The organism is Novipirellula rosea (genome assembly GCF_039541335.1).
In the GTDB taxonomy this organism is placed as follows: domain Bacteria; phylum Planctomycetota; class Planctomycetia; order Pirellulales; family Pirellulaceae; genus Novipirellula; species Novipirellula rosea.
Genome location: NZ_BAABGA010000023.1, coordinates 26,760 through 47,225, shown reverse-complemented (window position 1 = coordinate 47,225; position 20,466 = coordinate 26,760). Strand labels below are relative to the sequence as shown.

Annotated in this window: 9 protein-coding genes; 5 read left to right on the top strand and 4 right to left on the bottom strand. The window is 55.3% G+C overall.

Features of this window, described 5'->3' with window-relative positions; all coding sequences use genetic code 11:
• Positions 1-412 precede the first annotated feature (412 nt).
• On the bottom strand, positions 413-1,642 hold the full coding sequence (larC, locus tag ABD971_RS09125) for a nickel pincer cofactor biosynthesis protein LarC (RefSeq protein WP_345321367.1): 1,230 nt from the start codon (positions 1,640-1,642) through the stop codon (positions 413-415).
• Between the two features lie 281 nt (positions 1,643-1,923).
• Here larC and ykgO point away from each other — a divergent pair, with 281 nt between their 5' ends.
• The 5 genes from ykgO (at position 1,924) to ABD971_RS09100 (ending at position 5,880) form a co-directional block, all read left to right on the top strand.
• Positions 1,924-2,076, top strand: a complete 153-nt coding sequence (ykgO, locus tag ABD971_RS09120) for a type B 50S ribosomal protein L36 (protein ID WP_040763550.1) — start codon at positions 1,924-1,926, stop codon at positions 2,074-2,076.
• Between the two features lie 231 nt (positions 2,077-2,307).
• Entirely contained in the window at positions 2,308-3,045 is a 738-nt protein-coding gene (bshB1, locus tag ABD971_RS09115) for a bacillithiol biosynthesis deacetylase BshB1 (protein WP_345321358.1), read from the top strand.
• Between the two features lie 365 nt (positions 3,046-3,410).
• Entirely contained in the window at positions 3,411-3,827 is a 417-nt protein-coding gene (locus ABD971_RS09110; protein WP_008690868.1) for a bifunctional nuclease family protein, read from the top strand.
• Between the two features lie 137 nt (positions 3,828-3,964).
• The gene (gene panC, locus ABD971_RS09105; RefSeq protein ID WP_345321350.1) at positions 3,965-4,819 is read left to right on the top strand and encodes a pantoate--beta-alanine ligase; all 855 of its coding nucleotides are present in this window, start codon (positions 3,965-3,967) and stop codon (positions 4,817-4,819) included.
• 92 nt (positions 4,820-4,911) lie between these two features.
• Positions 4,912-5,880 carry a UDP-glucuronic acid decarboxylase family protein gene (locus ABD971_RS09100; protein ID WP_339937672.1) on the top strand — a complete coding sequence of 323 codons (969 nt, stop codon included), beginning with the start codon at positions 4,912-4,914 and terminating at the stop codon, positions 5,878-5,880.
• Between the two features lie 848 nt (positions 5,881-6,728).
• Here the strand turns inward: ABD971_RS09100 and ABD971_RS09095 are convergent.
• The 3 genes from ABD971_RS09095 to ABD971_RS09085 all read right to left on the bottom strand — a co-directional run bounded on the left by ABD971_RS09095 (position 6,729) and on the right by ABD971_RS09085 (position 20,436).
• A complete protein-coding gene (locus tag ABD971_RS09095; RefSeq protein ID WP_339937670.1) occupies positions 6,729-7,949 on the bottom strand; it encodes an HD-GYP domain-containing protein in 1,221 nt (406 codons plus the stop codon).
• A 173-nt stretch (positions 7,950-8,122) separates the two neighbouring features.
• A complete protein-coding gene (locus tag ABD971_RS09090) occupies positions 8,123-11,035 on the bottom strand; it encodes an ATP-binding protein (protein ID WP_345321346.1) in 2,913 nt (970 codons plus the stop codon).
• A 17-nt stretch (positions 11,036-11,052) separates the two neighbouring features.
• A complete protein-coding gene (locus ABD971_RS09085; RefSeq protein ID WP_345321344.1) occupies positions 11,053-20,436 on the bottom strand; it encodes a DUF4347 domain-containing protein in 9,384 nt (3,127 codons plus the stop codon).
• Positions 20,437-20,466: the final 30 nt, after the last annotated feature.

The following is a 20,466-nucleotide window of genomic DNA, read 5'->3' as shown; positions in this document are numbered from 1 at the left end:
ACATAAGAGGCTTGTTCCTCTTTTAGTATAAGCGAAACAAGGGGATCCAACCGACCATCACCCTTAGTTTAATTGCAGGATGGCCAACGTCTGCATCTTCCTGCTGCTCTTGATCAAGAATAGCGTTTGGGGGCCCGTTGTACTCACAAATACACCCGATGTGCGGTATGCAAAAGCGAATCAGCGAGCATCCCACGTCATTGCGGGTGGTGAGGGCGTCTCTGTTGGGAGGGGGGAGCGGCGGCCCAATGCCATCTACTTTGGTAGCGGCACGGCGCAAGCCGTCCGGTTGCAGCGAGTAAAACGTTCGAATTAGACCGGGCGTCTTGCGCCGCACCGCTTCAAACGCCACCCGTGACAGCTCGATTTGCGGTGTGGCGAATGCATCCGCTGCATCCGCTGTGGTGCTCGTTTAGGAATTGCGATTTTGCCAAGCCGACTGGGCTGCGGCTCGAACCTGAGCGACGTCGACCGAGTGCTGTTTCGCCATCGCCACGGCGTCGTCGTCTTCGATCGCAAACCGCTCGGCGCCGCCGGGAACGACGACCACTTTGCCACGCAGGGGGCCAAAATCGGTCGAGACGGTTTCGCTACGACGGACCAATTTGCGGCGATTTGACGTGTGCCGGCGGATCCCGATCGAGGAGGTGTGGGTGAACAAGATCGACTCGAGTTGTGCGACATGTTCGGCGTCACACAGGGTCGTCAAAACGACGCCCAAACGTCCTTTCTTCATCACACAGGGCGTTTGGAACACGTCCAGCGCCCCGGCATCAAGCAACCGTTCGGCACAAAAAGCCAACGACTGAGGCGACGCGTCGTCGATGTTGGTTTCCAGCACGACGACTTGATCGGTTTCCAGCGGATAGTCACGTGCGGCCTCCGGTGATGGCTCCGCCCCGCCACAGCGCTCGCCGAGCATGACTTTCAAAATGTTGGCCTGGGTCTCTAGGTCTTTGCTGCCGGCGCCGTAGCCGACGGCAATCGTACTCATCGAGGGGATCGAGCCAAATCGCGATGCGGTCGCTTTCAGGATCGCCGCTCCGGTCGGGGTCGTCAATTCGGCCTGCACATCCGAGCTGGCGATCGGAATTCCCTTCAAAAGTTCGGCGGTCGCGGGAGCGGGAATGGCGACGCGGCCATGGGCGATCGTGATCGTCCCGGACCCGGTGGGGACCGCCGAAGCCTCGATCGATTCAATCCCCAGCGTCGTCACCGCCACGGCGGTGCCCACGATGTCGGCGATCGAATCGATTGCGCCAACCTCGTGAAAATGAACCTTTTCGATCGTCGAACCATGCACTTTTGCTTCGGCTTTGGCCAGTTCCAGGAAAATTTTGTGCGCCAGTTGCTTTGCTGCGGGAGTGATCGCATCGGCGCGATCAATCATTTCGGTGATGTGGTGCAAATGCCGATGGGCATGCTCGGGGGGATGGGCGATGTCGACTTTGATCGCTCGAAAGCCATGTTTTTTGACCGTTTGGGCCTGAATCGTGATTTCGCCAAGTCCCATCGAGCGGACGGCAGTTTCGATCGTGTTTGCGTCAAGTTCGCCGGTTTGGGCACCGATATCGATGAGAGCTCCGAGCGTCATGTCGCCGCTGATTCCGCTGAGACAGTCAAAGTAGGCGATTTTGGACATGGATTTCGAGTTCCCAGGGACTTGGTTGGCAGGACGGAATTTGGAGCTGAAACGCGAGAATGCGGCTGCGAAACGGCGGTGAATTGTCGATTCCAGCGGCAGCAGACAAGAGGATAGTAAAAAGAACCTGGCTTGTCGTCTTGGGATCCGCGCTGTTTGCCGTTGAAGGAAATATAGAAAACGCTATACTCCGCCCTCGCTAATGTAGAAAAATCGCTCCAGCACCCTGCTGTGCAGCGTGAACTGTAAAAAATAAACGAACGTCCGACGAGATCGATCCGATGAAAGTTGTCAGCAGTATCGGCGCCCTGAAGTACCGCCACCCCGATTGCCAAGTGGTCAAACGCCGCGGCCGAATCTATGTGATTTGCAAAAGCAATCCTAAATTCAAGGTCCGCCAAGGCGGTGCCAAGGTCAAAAAGGCTCGTCGCTAAACGCGCTCTGGCGTCCTCGCCATTCATTGCGCTGCCACGATCACCCAAAAGAACGACCGGATCCATTCCGGTCGTTTTTGCATGCGCGTTGCCTGACAGAGCTTGCCTGACAGAGCTTGCCTGACAGAGCTTGCGTGACTGTGATCGGGACGCCGTGATGGTCGTTTTCTAACGCTCCTTCACACCCCCGTTCTCAAAAAAAACACTTCTCAAAACCCCAGTGTAAAAACGATGACGGTCGTCCTGACGGAAGCTCCCGCAGACCTCGGACCCACCGATCCATTGGATATGTTGGTCGTCGCTCCCCATCCCGATGATGCCGAACTAGGCATGGGAGGGACGATTGCGAAGATGATTTCGCTGGGATGGCGTGTCGGTGTCTTGGATTTGACGACGGGCGAGCCGACGCCGCATGGCAGTGAATCGCTGCGTCGAAGCGAAACGAACCGTGCGTCCGAAGCGTTGAAGTTAACGTGGCGAGGCAACGCGGGGCTGGAAAATCGTAGGCTTTTGCACACCCTGGAAACTCGCGAAGTGGTCGCCAGCTACTTTCGTGTACTGCGACCGAAATGGGTGTTTGCTCCCTATTGGCAGGATGCTCACCCCGATCATGTTGCCGCCACCGACTTGATCGAAGCGGCTCGGTTTTGGGCCAAATTGAGCAAAACCGACATGCCAGGCGAGCCGTTTCACCCTGAGCGTGTCTTCTATTACTACTGTATCCACCTGCGATTGGCGATTCAGCCCAGCTGGATTGTCGATATCAGCGACCACTGGGACGCGAAACTCGCTTCGATCTCGGCTTACGAGAGCCAATTTATTACGGGCCGAGACACGCAGCCGCCGACGATCTTGGATCGGCTTCGTGACGAGGCGTCGAATTGGGGCCGACTGATCAATCGCCGCTACGGCGAACCCTTCGCGACCAAAGAACCGCTGGCACTTTCTTCGCTGGAAAGCGTTCTCTAACCGCCCGATTTGGGCAACGTGGTGAAGCAATTTCTCGTAGCGACCTTCGCCTGTAAGGTGGTGAATCCTAGAGGACGCCGACATCTCACGCTCTGGCAAGCGTAGTGACAACACGTGAATGTTGTCATTTGCATCAATTTGGGGGTGCAGGGGATCGACCGGCCGAGTCAAAAATCTTCACGAATTCGCCTTTCGGCACGGTAACACGCCGTGGCATTGCCAAGGTATATTGCGTGTGGATAGGAAGCTCGCGAACGCCATGATATTTTTGGGATGGGGTTCGCATCGGCCGATGGGTTGATGGAAACCCGTGGGCCCCCTTTTCCTTTTCAACTTCGACACTCTTCGTTCCTGTGTGTTTACCCATGCCTGTCAAAATGCAGCTCGCTCGGATTATCATTTCCGAACTCACTGAAAACCAAGTGATCTATCTTCAGGAAGAAGATGGAGATCGCGAGTTCCCGATTCTGATCGGCATCTTCGAGGCGACGAACATCGATCGCCGTGTGAAGGAAGAGTATCATCCGCCACGTCCCTTGACGCATGATTTGATTGTGCGTGTCGCTGATTCGTTGGGCGCGAAGATCGAAAGTGTCGTGATCACCGATTTAAATGATCACACCTATTTTGCCCAGCTAAACCTTCGCAAACAGGATGGCGAAGTGATCACGATCGATTCGCGGCCAAGCGACGCGATCGCGGTGGCGGTGACGTTCACTCCGGCGCTGCCGATTTACGTTAGCGAAAAGGTGCTCGAAGAAGCGACTTCGACGCCGTTCTAATGCATTGTCCAAGTTGAAAATGAGGGGTTGACCGCAGCGGAAGTCGTCAAGACTTTCGGCCGTTCTCCCTTCTCTAACGAAACTCATGCACGAGTTCCGCTACCGCTAAAAACAAATCTGGACAAAGCACTCGCAACATGGATCGACTCTCCACTCCCGAAGCAGCACGCGAATATGTGCTTTCCGCGCGCGGTAAAGGCCAGCGTGTTGGCATCGTTCCCACGATGGGCGCGTTGCATCAGGGACATTTGTCTTTAGTCGCCGAGTCACAGAAACATTGCGACGTCACGATCGCCACGATCTTTGTGAATCCGACTCAGTTCGCACCTCATGAAGATTTGCAAAAGTATCCGCGAACACTCGAACAAGATTGCGAGCTGTTGCAGTCGCAGGGAGCCGCGGCGGTTTTTGTTCCCGAAAGTTCTATGATCTACCCGCCGGGATTCAGCACCTATGTCCAACCGCCCGCTGTGGCTGCGCCGTTAGAAGGCGAGTTTCGTCCCGATCATTTCCGCGGCGTTACCACGATTGTGATGAAGTTGTTCCAAATTTTGCCAGCCACGCATGCGTTCTTTGGACGCAAGGATTATCAACAATTAAAAGTCATCGAGGCGATGGTGCGTGACTTGAATGTCGGCATCGATGTGGTCGCTTGTGACACCGTCCGTGAACCCGATGGGTTGGCGCTTAGCAGTCGCAACCGCTATCTCGATCCCGAGCAGCGGCAAATTGCCTTGCAGATTTCCAGGACATTGCAAAACACGCAGCGGCGGGTGCAAGCGGGCGAGAGGGACGTCGAGACGTTACAGCACCAGATGCACCGGGAATTGCTAGGCGATGGTGACGCGGCAGAATCGGTGGACAAAATTGACTACGCCACGATCGTGGACGCCGATTCGCTGGCTCCGATCCGTCAAATAGACGGTCCCGCAGTCGCTTTGATCGCTGCTTTTGTCGGTCCAACACGGCTGATCGACAATCTGCTGTTGTAGCCGCTTCTTTTAAAACCTGGGCTCGCCCATTGCTCGGCAAATAAGTTAGGCTTGGGCAACGACTACCCGTTCACTTTCAAAGCGTAATTAGCATGATTCAACGAATTCTTGTCACCGGGGGCGCCGGCTTCCTCGGTTCGCACCTCTGCGAACGATTGGTTAACGACGGACACGACGTCATTTGCCTCGATAACTTTTTCACGAGCCAAAAATCAAACGTTTCTCATTTGTTGGGTCGACCCAACTTTGAACTGATTCGACACGACATCACGCTGCCAATCTTTCTGGAGGTCGACCAGATCTACAACATGGCCTGCCCTGCGGCGCCGGGTCACTACCAATACAACCCGATCAAAACCATGAAAACCAGCGTGTTGGGGGCGATCAACATGTTGGGCGTTGCCAAGCGATGTGGCGCACGGATCTTGCAAGCCAGTACCAGCGAGGTCTACGGCGATCCCGAAGTTCATCCGCAAACCGAGAGCTACCGCGGTAGCGTCAATCCGATCGGTATCCGCGCCTGTTACGACGAAGGCAAACGAGCTGCGGAAACGTTGTTTATGGATTATCACCGCAGCAATAATGTCGACGTGCGGATCGTCCGTATTTTCAATACCTACGGACCTCGCATGCATCCCTATGATGGACGCGTGGTTTCCAATTTCATTCGCCAAGCACTCAGCGGCGAAGACATCACGATCTTTGGCGAAGGATCTCAGACGCGATCGTTCTGTTACCGCGATGATCTCGTCGACGTCATCATTGCGATGATGAACAAAGACAATTTCACCGGGCCGGTCAACATCGGAAACCCCGATGAGTTTACGATCCGCGAACTGGCTGAAAATGTGATGTCGTTGGTCGGATCAAAAAGCAAGTTGGTCACGCGTCCACTGCCATCGGATGATCCCACGCGTCGCCGTCCCGATATCAGCTTGGCAAAAGAACAACTGGGTTGGGAACCGAAGGTGCCATTGGCCGAAGGCCTGAAGCATACGATCGATTGGTTCAAAACGATCAAGTTATCCGACTACCGCCCACCAACACCTAACTTCAGTTAGGTTCGGGCGGCAATAAGTGCCGTCGGCAGAGCAAATCACCTCTCCCAAACTTTGTTTGGGAGAGGTCGAGCAGAGCGCAGAGCGATTGCTCGGGTGAGGGCCGTCCGCGCAATCCGCGTCGTACGCTGCATCAAGTGTGCGCGGTCGGCCCTCACCCGAACGAGGCCTAAAGGGCCCGTTCGACCTCTCCCAGCTTCGCTGGGAGAGGTGACTTGCGGTATGTCACCTCTCCCAAACTTGTTTGGGAGAGGTCGAGCAGAGCGCAGGGCGATTGCTCGGGTGAGGGCCGTCCGCGCAATCCGCGCCGTACGCTGCATCAAGTGTGCGCACCACGGCCCTCACCCAGACGAGGCCTAAAGGGCCCGTCCGCCCCCTCCCCAGCTTCGCTCGGGAGAGGTGGCTTGCGTTGTGTCACCTCTCCCAAACAAAGTTTGGGAGAGGTCGAGCAGAGCCTTTAGCGATTGCTCGGGTGAGGGCCGTCCGAGCAATCCACGCCGTACGCTGCATCAAGTGTGCGCACCACGGCCCTCACCCGGACGAGGCCTAAAGGGCCCGTCCGACCTCTCCCTAGCTTCGCTGGGAGAGGTGACTTGCGGTATGTCACCTCTCCCAAACTTGTTTGGGAGAGGTCGAGCAGAGCCTTTAGCGACTGCTCGGGTGAGGGCCGTCCGCGCAATCCGCGTCGTACGCCGCATCAAGTGTGCGCACCACGGCCCTCACCCGGACGAGGCCTTAAGGGCCCGTCCGACCTCTCCCCAGCTGCGCTCGGGCGAGGTGGCTTCTAAGACGCTAAAATCACACAGCCGAATGCATCGGGGTCAAGGTGAAGTCACCACAGAGCAGCGTGCCTAAGCAGGTGTGGGGGTGCAGAAGTCCATGAATTCGACTTGCACTTGCACGATATCTCGCGAGGCGCGAAAGAAGGCGTCCAGCACCGCGGGATCAAAGTGTTTGCCACGCTGTTGCTCTAGAATCTCGAAACAGGTCGCTCGTGGTAACGCCTGTTTGTACGATCGGTCGGATGCCAACGCGTCGTAAGCGTCGGCGACTGCGGTGATCCGTCCTTCCAAGGGAATCGCTTCACCGGCCAATCCCATCGGATAGCCGCTGCCATCAAAATTCTCGTGGTGTGTCATCGCGATGCTGGCGGCCAATCGCATCAGCGAACTGCCGTCCTGCAACATTTTCGAGCCTATTTCAACGTGCTTTCGCATCGTTTGGACATCATCACCGCAGTGCGGCTCGATGCTCGGGCCATCTTTGCGAAGATGGTTTTTGATCAGTTCAAATTCTTCGGGTTCGATCCGTCCCGGTTTAAGCAAAATGGCGTCGGGAACCGCAATCTTACCGACGTCATGTAGCTGGGCCGCGAGCTCGACGTCTTCGACATACCAATTGGGTAAATCGAGTTGGTCTGCGATCAGCCCCGCAAATCGCCCCACCCGAATCACATGGTTTCCAGTATCGTTATCTCGCAGCTCTGCCGCACGCGCCAAACAATAGATCACTTCGCGGCGTGACCGCTCGAGATCTTGGGTACGCTGCTGAACTTTTTCCTCCAACTGCGACGCATGTTTCTGTAACTGGTCTTGGAACGATTTCGTCAGCAGTGCGTTTCGCACACGAGGTGCGAGTTCCATTGGATCCACCGGTTTGACCAGAAAGTCAGTCGCGCCTAGATCTAAACATTTGAGCTTCACTTCGGCTTCACTGTTCGCCGTCAGAATCAATACTGGCAAGTGACGAAACTCGGCCCGTTCTCGAAGCTGGCGAAGGATCGTGATCCCATCAACTTCGGGCATGTTGATGTCAAGCAGCACGACATCGGGACGGTTTGCACAAATCAGATTCAGTGCGACCGAGGAATCGGTTGTCATTTCGAACGAACTGTAACCGGCTTGCTCGAGATGCTTTTTAGCGACCAAGACATTCGCGATCTCGTCGTCAACGATCATGATCTTGCCCGACAAGTGCGCAGCAGACTTTGCAGCCACATGGGATCCGAGCGGGACCGCGGCGCTAGGGAACAGGTTCGAAGGCGTGGGCGAGGAAGCGATTGAGCTAATCATGGCCGGCGTCACAATGCGTTAAGAAGATTTCAGCTCCTATAGCATGGCTCACACCTAAGCACGTCTCGGCAATGCAGCCACGGTCGCATTGGAATCATCGTTGGATCAGGTTAAATGGAACGATCTTTCCGATTATGCCGACCATCGAACTTTGAACGACGCGCTGCGAGTGTTTACAACACGGGAACGACTAAACGCTCGCGAATGGATTGAATCGCATCGACACACTTCTCGCATTCCGGTTGGGAACCTGATCTTACCGCGTCAACCAACGCGGACGCTGGCGCGGTGAATTCACTGTAACCCACGGTTCCACCAGCTCCCTTTAACCAGTGCGCCAAATCAATCAATTCCTGTGTCGCGCCCGAAGCAACCAGACGTCGCATCTCGGCAATTTGGGGATCAAGCCGGCCAACGAAATCGATAATAATTTCGCAGAACTCGCGATCATCCAGTGGTAACGATGAATAGATTGGGTCACCCACGGGTTCGCTGCCGGTGGTGGTCGGAGGTTCGGGAACTGCCATTTTCGGCGGTGCTTGCGGCGGATCGGCACAGTCAACCGCCGGGATCACGATTCGTCGCTGCAGATCGCGAATGTCATCGAGCAATTGCTCCAACTGAGAACGCTCGAATTGCCCCGCTCCCCGCTCTAACATCGCCGCGGATTCTGTGAATACGCCTAATCCGACGGTCCCGCCCGATCCTTTTAGCCAGTGGGCTTCCGCCTTCAGCGTCTCGAAATCGTCGCTGGCAATCGCATTCTCCATCGCCTGCAACCGTTTGTCGAGTCGAGAGACAAAGTCAGTCGTGATGGCTCGATAATCGGGATCGCTCATCGGCAACGTGGGATGGATCGGAGATGCACCGTCGTATCGCAATGATGTATCCTCGGATGCCAAGTTGGGCAGCAGCGGAGTTGCAGCGGATGTTTCTTCGGTGGGAAGTGGATTTGCCGCTTCCGAGCCATCAATCATTGCGGATGTTTCAGGATGCACAGCGTCGTCCTCGCCAAGGTAAGCTTGGGCGTGGCTAAGCAGTTCGTCGATGTTGACCGGTTTGGTCAAGAAGTCGTCACAACCCGCATCGATACATTTTTCGCGGTCTCCCTTCATCGCGTTTCCGGTCAACGCGATGATCGGCGTGGTCACCCCGCATTCACGCAAACGCCGCGTGGCCGTGTAACCGTCGAGCACCGGCATCTGCATGTCCATCAAAACGAGCGAATAATCGGACTCGCTTAGCAAACGGATCGCTTCGAGACCATTTTCGGCGGTCGTCACGATCGCTCCGGCACGTCCGAGCACCAATTCGATCAGTCGTCGGTTGGCTTCGCCATCATCGACCACCAGAACCGGCAAGGCGGGCAAGCGGATCAGCCCATTTTCCGAGACATTGGCATGACTTTGGTTGGCTTGTGACTGGATTTCTTCGGGGGTGATCACGTCTTCCATCGCTTGCGGGTCGACCGGAAGCGTAATCGTGAACGTGCTGCCGACATTGACTTCGCTGGCTACGCTCAGATCACCTCCCATCGCTTCGGTCAAACGGCGGCTAATCGACAATCCTAGACCCGTGCCCCCGTATTTTCGAGTCGTCGAGCTGTCGGCCTGGACAAACGATTGAAAAATCTTGCTTTGTTGGTCGGGGGTCATCCCAATGCCGCTGTCGACCACTGCGATTTTCAACATTGCTGCGGAATCGTTTTCGGTATCCACATCGACGACAATTTTCACTGCACCTTCGTCCGTAAACTTGATCGCGTTGCCTACCAAGTTGGTGATGACTTGACGCAATCGCGTCGGATCGGTTTGCATGATACGAGGCAACGGTGAATTGAATTCAACGTGGACTTCCAAGTTTTTCTCGACCGCACGTTCTTGAAGCACACTCGCCACGGTCGTGATTGTCTCTTGGACGTTTGTGTCGATCATTTCGACCTGCAATCGACCTGCTTCGATTTTGGACAGGTCAAGAATATCGTTGATCAATTCGAGCAGATGTTCACCGCTGTTGTGGATCATGTTCAGATGGCCAATCGCTTCGTCCGAATTCGTAACCAATCCGCGTCGCAACACATCGGTGAATCCGAGCACCGCATTCAGCGGAGTTCGAATCTCGTGACTCATGTTGGCAAGAAACGCACTCTTGGCTTCGTTTGCGTTTTGGGCTTCATCGCGAGCATTCGCCAATTCGACCTTGTTTTCTTCGATCAACGTGATGTCGTCAAACGTCGCAAGAAATCCCTGTCCCGTGATCGGCGTGCAATTCACGCTAAAGGTCAACATACGACCGTTCAATTCGAAATGTAGAATTCGATCGTTCACGGAATCATTGGTTTGTTTGGCATCTTCCCACGGTAAAGTCGCGGCCGTTTTGTCAGGATGAATCCAAGCAAGTTCGGAAGTTCGCTTGCCGACAAGTTCGTCCGCCGTGCAGCCCAGTAGGATCGCCAGTCGTTGATTTGCGAACAGGATTCGGTCGCGTGAATTCAACAGGAACAATCCCACGGTGAACGTGTCAAGCGCCTTTTCGACATGGGTGGGTACCGCCCCAGACGGATCAAGGTTTTCGAGTGTTTTTCGCAGGAAGAACGAAAACTGCAGTAAGCACGCCGGGATCAAAACGATCAACAACCAAGCCGGTGCCCAGTGATCCAACCCCAGTAGTCCGCCGGTCGGTTCGAAGGCCACTTGTAGTTCGCCCCATTGTTTGCCATGACGAAAAATGGGGACCCGCATTTGATTCATGCCGTTTTCCGCATCAGCATCCCATGTCTCTTCGTGCGCCCCCGCGGAAACGACGGTTTGTCCTTCAGTGTTCTGCAGTCCAATCGATAGCACTTGAGGGTCACGCTGAACGATCGATGCTAACGCAACATGCAGCGAATCCACTTGTCCGGACGCAGCCATTGCGGTGCCGCTAATCGCAAGCGATTCACACAATTTGGCGCGTCCACGCAAGATTTCTTCCTGCTCGTTGGGGAAAAATCCCCCGGCGCTGGCGACCAGCAAACTGCCCGTCATCAAGCCCACAAGCCCGAAAGAGATTCGGATGCGGATCGGTATACGTTGTAATAAGTTCATGTTTTTTCCCGTGCTTCTTATTCGTCCATCTCTTGGTTGCGGCGGTCCATCAATTCTTCGAGTGACTCCCCATCGTCACTGCCCCCGACGCCTTGCATAATCAGCAAGGGGTCGACCGCTCGCCATGCCGGCATATGTGCCAATAACCCTGATACAAGGAACCCGCTACGCAGGGCCCATGCCACGATCCCGACGGTGAAACTTGATGCCGCCGCGCCTGCGGTTCCCACGACGATCAAGTCGCCTTGGATCTGGCTATCGAGTTGCCTTTGATAGTTATCTAGCTGGTCCCACATTTCACCCGGTCGGGTCAACAGGGCGTAATCGGCTACCGAGATCGGCTGAAACGCCAGTTCGTCGAATCCCATGTTTGAATTCTGTAGTTGGCTTGTCACCACCGTATCGGACCGATACTGCCCATCGGTCCCTTCCTCTGCCTCGATCGTGATTGGGTTGGTGGATTGAACTTCGAATACGGCAACCTTGTCTGTTTCCTCATTGTCAGTTTGCAAAAATTCAATCACGTTCTTGGTCTCGCCGACAGCACTTAGTTTTTCAACCTGCTCGGACTGCATGCCTACCAAGTTGACGTTGTTGACATTGGCGGTGTCGTTATCAGATTCTTTGTCCGCATCTTTGTCGGTGTCGTTGTTTTCCGCTTCGGGTTCCGGCCGTGTATCTGGTTCGGGCGTGGTGCTCAGCGGCGGTGGCGGTAGAGGAATCGCTGCAGGAAGCACGTTGATCACCACCGTCGCAACGTTGCTGTCGCTGGCGCCATCGTTTGCCTTCCACTGAAAACTAACCGTTCCGGTAAATCCTGAGTCCGACGTGTAGACAAATTGGCCGCTCGGGTCGACGGTCAAACTGCCGCTGGCAGGTGGCGTCACCAACACAGCCGTCAATGGATCGCCATCAATGTCCACTGCATTGCTTCGGAACACGCCGGACCCAAATTCCGATCGTTGACCCGAAACCACGTTGACCTGCGTGTTGGTCATCACCGGAGCGGTGTTGACGCCCACGACGTTTGTGGTCGCGTTGCTGACCAGCGGTCCTTCGGCTGATCCGAGGGCGTCTGTGAAACTAACGGAAACTCGCATCGCACGGCCGACATCCGCAGCCGAGAGCGTATACGTACTCGAGGTGGCACCTGCAATCACGCTGCCGTCACGCGTCCATTGATAGACAAAGCTGCCTAATCCATCCGCATCCGCGATGCCGCTGGTGTTGGCGGACAAGGTCTGTCCCTGCGTCGCGACTCCGGCGATGACAGGTTGTCCTGTGGCGACATCGTTAATGGAAGTGGCGTCCACGACAATGTTTTTTGAATGATCCGTGATCGCATCGGCCACGGTAATGGTGATCGTAGTGGAGGTCGCGGTGCCGACCGCAGCTTGGTTTTCGGTCGGATCAAACACCAATTGGCGAATTGCGATTTGTGCCGCTGCGGCCGTGGAAGCCGTTCGCGAGTACACACCGCCGCCATCGTCGCTGAACCCGCTGGCCACGAGCGAAGCCGTGGTAAAGGATCCGTTGGCATTGCCGCCACTAAGTGAGACGGTAATCGACACATTGTCCCCGTCCACATCAGCGATCGTGACGCTGTCAAACACTGCCTTGGTGGCATTGTCGTTCATCGTTTGGTTGGCCGTTCCGCCGATCGTCGGAGCGTCGTTCTGATTGGTGATCGAAACAGAATAGGCGGCAGAGTCATCGGGATTTCCCGTGATTGACGCGTCATCGACACGCACGGTGACATCAAGCGAGGGGTTGGTTTCAAAGTCGAGCGTCGCGCCCGCTTTCAAGTGCAATTCGTTACCACCGACGATCTCAAACATGGCGGCATCATCACCGGACAGCGAAAGATCATTGGTACCCGTTCCATCATCGGTGATGGCAATGTCCGCGACCTTAATGCTGCCGGAACTGGTGTCAGCGTTTTCGCCCAGTGTCGTGACGACGGGAGTCAGCGTGACCGTGGGGGCTTCGTTGATATTCGTAATCGAGATGGCGTGGGAATCAGAATCTTCAAACGTAACCCCAAGATCCGCGTCATCGACACGGACGGTCACATCAAGTGAGGGATTGGTTTCAAAGTCGAGCGTCGCGCCCGCTTTTAAGTGCAATTCGTTACCGCCGACGATCTCAAACATGGCAGCGTCATCACCGGACAGCGAAAGGTCATTGGTACCCGTTCCATCATCGGTGATGGCAATGTCTGCGACTTTAATGCTGCCGGAACTGGTGTCGGTATTCTCGCCCATCGTCGTGACGACAGGAGTCAGTGTGACCGTGGGTGCTTCGTTGACATTCGTAATCGAAATCGCATGGGAATCGGAATCTTCAAACGTAGCACCAAGATCGGTGTCATCGACACGCACGGTGACATCAAGCGAGGGATTGGTTTCAAAGTCGAGCGTCGCGCCCGCTTTCAAGTGCAATTCGTTACCACCGACGATCTCAAACATGGCGGCGTCATCACCGGACAGCGAAAGATCATTGGTACCCGTTCCATCATCGGTGATGCTAATGTCCGCGACTTTAATACTGCCGGAACTGGTGTCGGTATCCTCGGCGATCGTCGTGACGACGGGAGTCAGCGTGATCGTGGGGGCTTCGTTGACATTTGTAATTGCGATGGCAAGTGAATCGGAATCCTCAAACGTAACGCCAATCTGTGCATCATCCACACGGATGGTCACATCGAGTGAGGGATTGGTTTCAAAGTCGAGCGTCACGCCCGCTTTCAAATGCAATTCGTTGCCACCCACGATCTCAAACATGGCGGCGTCATCACCCACCAACGAAAGCACATTGGTACCGTTGCCATCGTCGGCGATCACGATATCCGAGATCTTGATACTCGAGCCCGTGTCGGCATCTTCCGCCAACGAGGCGAGTTTGTTGGTCAGCGTGACGGTGGGAGCGGTATTTGTACCTGCGGTTCCATATTGGCGAGCGAAGACGCCATTGGTGTCGACTTCACCCGTTTGATCTCCTGCCCCGCTCCAAACGACGACAAAATTATCGACGTCCAGCATCGCAACCGAAGCCTTGCTCTGAATGCCCGAGGTGCTCTCGTTGACTCGGAATTCGTTTCCAATCTGGCTACCATTGGCAAAATACTTCTGGCCAAAAACTCCGGACGAATCGGATTGTCCCGACTGCGACCCATAGCCTTCCCAAACGACGATGAACTTTCCATTTTCGTCCATGGCGATCGATGGATCGACTTGGTCAAAGCTTCCCGTACTGGCGACGCTCTGCGTGCTGCCCAGCGTGGATCCGGTGTTGCTATAGCGTTGCAGGTAGACATCGCTCGGGGTGAGTGCTCCGGATTGTCGCCACACGACGACGAACGAGCCGTCGCTGTGCATCGCCACGGCGGCGTTGCCGGCGAACGTGCTGCCCGACACGGTGACTTGACCACCCTGTTCATTAGCGTCGTCGTCAAAGCGTTGGAAATGAATTCCATTTGAATCGTCCCAAACGACCACGAAATCGCCATTGTTGTTGACTGCGATTGCAGCGTCGTATTGGGTACCGAAGGTCGATGAGTTGACGCGAAATTCAGTTCCCACTGCCGATCCAGAACCATCAAATCGCTGAGCAAAAATTCCGGCCGAATCGCTCTCTCCGCTCTGGGTTCCGTTGCCCTGCCACGCGATCACAAATTCACCGGTGTGGGTGTTCATCCCAATAATCGAATTCTTTTGGGTTCCCGATGTGCTGGTGTTTGCGACTAACTCGCCGGTCAGTGCCGTGCCATCGGCAGCGAACCGCCGGTAATAAATGTCGTCCCCGGTTGCTCCTTGGTTGCTCGTCCAAGTCACGACAAACGTGCCGTCGAACGCGGATGAGACGCTGGCCCATTGTTGATCGTTGGTGATCGTCTCGTTGACGCGAAACTCAGTCGTGATCGCCGCTCCGCTTGCGTCAAATCTTTGGGCGTAAACGCCTTTGCCCGATCCGTCTTGATTCAAACTGGTCCACACAACGACGTAGCTGCCATCGGCGGCCATCGACACCGCCCGTTGATTGCCACGGTCCTCGGCGCTGGTGACTTGTTGATCGCCAGTTTCGTCATTGACCAAAAATTCGCTGGATGCGGTTAATTTTTCGCTCGCATCGGTTACGGTCACGGCGAGCGTCTGGGTGTCGGTGAATGTTCCGTCGCTGACTTCAACGGTGACGTTGTAGATGTTGTCGCCGCCGGTGTCGGTCGGAGCCTCGAAATTGGGCGGCGCGATAAAGCTCAACTCACCACTTGAACTGTTGATGGTGAATGTGGCTGCGTCGGAGCCACTGATTGAGTAGGTAAGCGTTTGGCCGGGCAAATCGGCGTCCGTCGCTGTTACCGTCGTCACCCCGGTGGTGTTTTCAGTCACATTGATCGCGGCACTCGCACCGCCACCATTGGAGGTGATTGCCGGAGCGTTGTCGTTCACCGCCGTGACAGTCACCGCGATCGCTTGTGTGTCGGTTAGCGATCCGTCGCTGACTTGGACAATCACGTCATAGACGTTGTTGCCACCGGTGTCGGTCGGAGACTCAAAATCGGGAACCGCGATGAAGCTAAGCACTCCCGTCGCACTATTGATCGTAAACTTGGCCGCATCATCACCCCCGCTAATCGAATAGCTGAGCGTTTGGGTCGGCAAGTCCGCGTCGGATGCCGCAACCGTGGTCACGGTCGATGTGTTTTCATCCACATTTACTGCTGCATTGACACCTCCGCCGTCACTGGTGATCACCGGGGCTTGGTTTGGAGGTAAGGTTGGCGAAGTCAACGAAAAACCAAAGATTTCCTCTGGGAGCGAATCCAATCCGACATCCGATCCGTCCAGCACCAACGTGGCGATGAAGTTGGATGCGGGAGATCCCAGATCGGTCGTCGTTACCGAGATGGAAAAGATGTCATTTCCGGTCACGACGAGATTATTGCTGCCTACCGTCCCGCCGCCTTTTACCGAAACAAGAATCTCGCCCACGTTCAATGTATGACCACCAAGGGTGACACTGTTTTCAATCAGGTCCAATCCCTGCAATTGACCACTCAAAATCGAGGTTTCGTCGATCAAGGTCTGCAGCGTCCCAGTCGTGCTAATCGCCCCGACATTGTCGGGCGTGTAGTACTGGATCTTGTGATGTTGAAGCGAGTCGGTATGAGCAAGCAAGAAACTGCCTTTAGACAACGTGACGTCGCCGACGACGGTGTCTTGCGTTATCAAGGTCACAGCATGAAATCCAAGACTGACGGGATCTTTCAGCAAAATCGTGAAGGTTCCCGAACTGTAATCGCCCGTGGCATCGGGCCGAAAGACGACCAAGTCGTTGCGAGTGACCGCCAATGTGTTGGTGCTGATCAGCGTTTCGATATCACGTGTGGCGAATAGCACGTCCCCGGCTTGCAGATCATACGTGGTGGTGTTTCCGATCGTGATGTCTTCGGTGACATAGTGCAGCGACTCGATATCGGCTGCGCCGTCTTGAGCAAACGAAGTCAGATTAAACAGGCTCGCAAAACTACCACTGGTTGTTCCCGCAACGGGATCCAGGCTGGCGATGCTACCAAACTCGATCACTTCTCCTGCATCCCATGCCGATAATCCCGGAGCCCCACTGGAGGTTACGTTTTGGTCGGTACTGATCAGAATGCTGTCGGATGGCAATCCGGTTTCGACTGCGTCATTGACCGTCACTGCAATTGCTTGGCTGTCGGTCAACGAGCCATCGGTTACTTCGACAATGACGTCATACACATTGTCGCCACCGACATCGGTGGGGGTTTCGAAGTCAGGTGCGGCGATGAAACTCAGCACGCCGGTTGAGCCATTGATGGTGAATTTCGCCGCGTCGGCACCGCCGCTAATTGAATAGGTCAGTGTTTGAGCCGGGGCATCGGCATCCGTAGCAACCACGGTTGTCACCGCAGTATGATTTTCGGCGACATTGACGCTCGCCGTCGCTCCGCCACCGTTGGATGTGATCTCGGGACTGCTTTCATTGACCGCCAAAACGTTGATCGTGAACGTTTCTGTGGTGGTCGATGTGTCGCTGCTGGTGGCACGAATGGTGATATCATGAGACGTCGCGGCCTCATAATTTAATAGCGATCCATTGGAAACGGTCACCACTCCGGTCGTGCTGTTGATCTCGAAACGTCCGCCGGCATCGTCATCGAGCGAATAGGACACGGTGTCACTAGGGTCGATGGCGAAAGCGGTCACGCCGACCGTGGTTCCATTGGCCACATCTTCATCGACTTCGTTCGCCCCCAGGTCGGTGTCGGCGACTGCGCCCACCGGACCGACCACGCTGTATTGGATTTGCACGTTATCGACGAACAGCGATTCCGTGGCATTCATGCCATTGGTGACAAAACGAATCTGCGTGTTACTCGCAATGAAGCTGCTGATGTCGTAGCTCGTCGACTGCAGTGCACCATCATTCGTTGGGCCTGCAAAGCGATCGAGTTCGCTCCATGATCCGCCACCGTTTGAAGAGGCTTCGATAACAATAAAATCGGCGGCATCATCCAGTCCAGTACGAGCATAGTCAAAGCTGAGTGTGGCCGTCGTGGCACCAGTCAAATTCGCTTGTCGCATCGCTCCTTTGCTGCTCTGCCAAAATTCAATTCCCTGGGCTCCGAATTTCGTGACAATCTGCACATTCCCAGCACTTACTCCGTTGCTCTCGCCGATCTCTTGCCAACTGTTGCTCCAATCCACGGCGCCGTCGTTGCCGCTAAAGGTATTGCTGTTGAATTGATCCAGAACGGTAAGGAATGGATTGATGTTGATGGCGACGGTATCGTCATCACTTTTTGCACCGTCAATCCCGGTGTTGCCCAAGTCGTTGGTCACGATTTGCAAGCTGCCGGCCCCATTGGCTGTGCCGGTGAAACTCAGTCCATCAAGCGCCGCGTTGATCTCCGCTATCGTTCCGCTAAACGTCATTGTGATGTCGGCGGTTCCATCGCCCTCCGTAAACGACAAGCCCGTGACGCCGCTCAACGAGACAACACCCTTGGTCGCGTTAAGCGTCACCTGTAGCGATCCCGAATTCGCATCGATATCGCTAATCGAGATCAAATTTCCATTAGCGGCATTAAATGTCTTGGCGAGCCCGACCATGACGATCTGAGTGGCGGGCAGACTGTTTTCAGGAGCATCATTGATTGCAGAGATGACCAACGATGCGGTGTCGGTCGCCGCAGAAAATGCCGTAGCACCCCCGTTTACCGACGTGTCTGCCAAGCTGTCGACAGTGTACTGCGTTTGATCCCAAGCACGGAACGTGATTGCGTTGGCAATGCTGCCGTTCCAATTGGCGTTGGGCTGGAAATACAACCGCGTTGCTGCGTCTGCCGCAAGCAATCTGGCGCTGACGCCCGAGACGGCACCAAGTGTTGTCCAGGTCGAACCATTGTCGGTCGAATACCACCAAGTTCCGTTGGTAGAATCGGCGGCCGTGATGGCAATGCCCAACGAAGGACTGACATCCACGTCGGTCACGTTGTCCAATTGTCCCGATGGCGACGAGAGGTCCACGAGTTGTGAGACAAGCGTGCCGACCGCTCCAGACGGAGCACCCGCATCCTCATTGATTGCCGTTAACGCTGGGCTCTTGGTGCTGTCCAACACAGGTGCGTTGTTGGCAAGCATGGAGTATTCGAAGGCTCCGATATCAATCGATCCATCGCGTGCGACTCCACGCTGATCAACCGAGGGGGCGCCGGTTGCCGTCCCGGCGTTGTATGCCGCACTGCTGGTGGTGATGGCATGCGTGTCGGTTTGACCGCCATTATTGGTCAACGCCCCGAGATTCGGATTCGTCCCCGTGATGTCGCCACCAAATCCCGTTGCCGTACCGACCGTTTGAATCAAGTTGGATCCATCACTGGAAAAATCACCCATGACATCGGGATCGGCGCTGATCCCGGTGTTATTCGCGATGATCGTATTACTGATCGTCACGACGGCACCGTTATTAACGATCCCACCGCCCTTGTCACCGGTGTTCATCGTGATCGTCGAATTGATGATCGTGATGTTCGTGTCGGTATACAGGCCACCGCCATCGTTGTTAGCAGTATTGCCGCTGATTGTCACATTCGTTAGCGTTCCGCCGTCGGCGCCATGGAAATTGATGGCTCCGCCCTTGCCGGACGCGTTGTTATCGAACAGCAGTACCCGTTGCAAGTTTGCGGTTCCGTGGACGTGAATCGCCCCTCCATCGTCGCTGGTGTTATTTCGCAGTAACGCGTCGGATAGGTTCAACACGCTTGAATCATTGACGTAGATACCGCCACCACTACCCTCGTTGCCACCTTGAATCGTCATCGACGACATCGTGACAACGCTGGTTCCTTGTAATTCAAAGACGCGTTTGCCGAGGGCGCTTCCGTCGATAATCGTCGATCGAGCATCCGTTCCGGTGATGGTTAGATTCTTGCTGATTTCGAGAGTGTCGATGGTCAGATTGTAAGTCCCTGCCCCCAAAACAATCGTGTCCCCGGCTGTAGCCAGAGCAATCGCTTCGCGAAACGAGGTGAAACCGTTTGCAGAGACTTCGTCCGTAAACGTATTGACCGTGATTGTGGAGAGCTTGCCAATCCAATTCTGCTGCAGTTCGGAACTAAACGCGACCTCCGACTCGATTGCTCCGGTGCGGTATTCCAAGTCCCAATCGGCAGCAAAATTGGCATACCCTGTGTCGTCATCGCTGGCCGCGACATCGGCCCCCGTCAGCGTGCTGACCGAATCGATGAGCGTGCGGCCGCTCTCACCCGATGCCAAGTCACATCCGTAAAACAGAATGTCGGCATCGACGTTAAGCGATGAATTCCATCCTGCAATTTGCCCAGCGTACCCTTCGAGGTTCTCGCTGCCGAGCCAAACATTGCCCAAACGAACGGCAAAATCTTCGGCGTGCGAGACAATGTGAAGCGACGAAACGTTGGAACGCCCGGAAAGGATCTCGCTAATCTGGTCCACGCCGTCCCGCTGTGCGTCCAGCACGAAAACTTCGAAGTTTCGCTCTGACTGGCCAAGGTCTTCCAGTAATTGCTGGAGATCCTGGACGCGTGAATCGACCACGACTATCTCGACCGCGGCTTGAGTCGCCTGGTTTTGCGAGGTCGTATCGAGTGACGAGGATTCACTTTCGGTTGGGGCAACCTCTGCCACCATCACTGCGGAATCGTCCGCCGCATCCATGGCAGCAGCGTCGATCGGCGAGGCACTAAATAGAATTCGCGGCTCGAGCGGCGAAAGTTCCAGTCCTCGCTGCCACGAGCGACGTGAAACCGGTCCTCGCACGATATTGCGTGTGCAAACCGTCAACTGGTCCAGCGTCAACAGAGATTGCTGCCACCAATTGCGAGTTCGGAAGGACATCGGGTGTTACTCGTGAGGTTACGTGTAGAG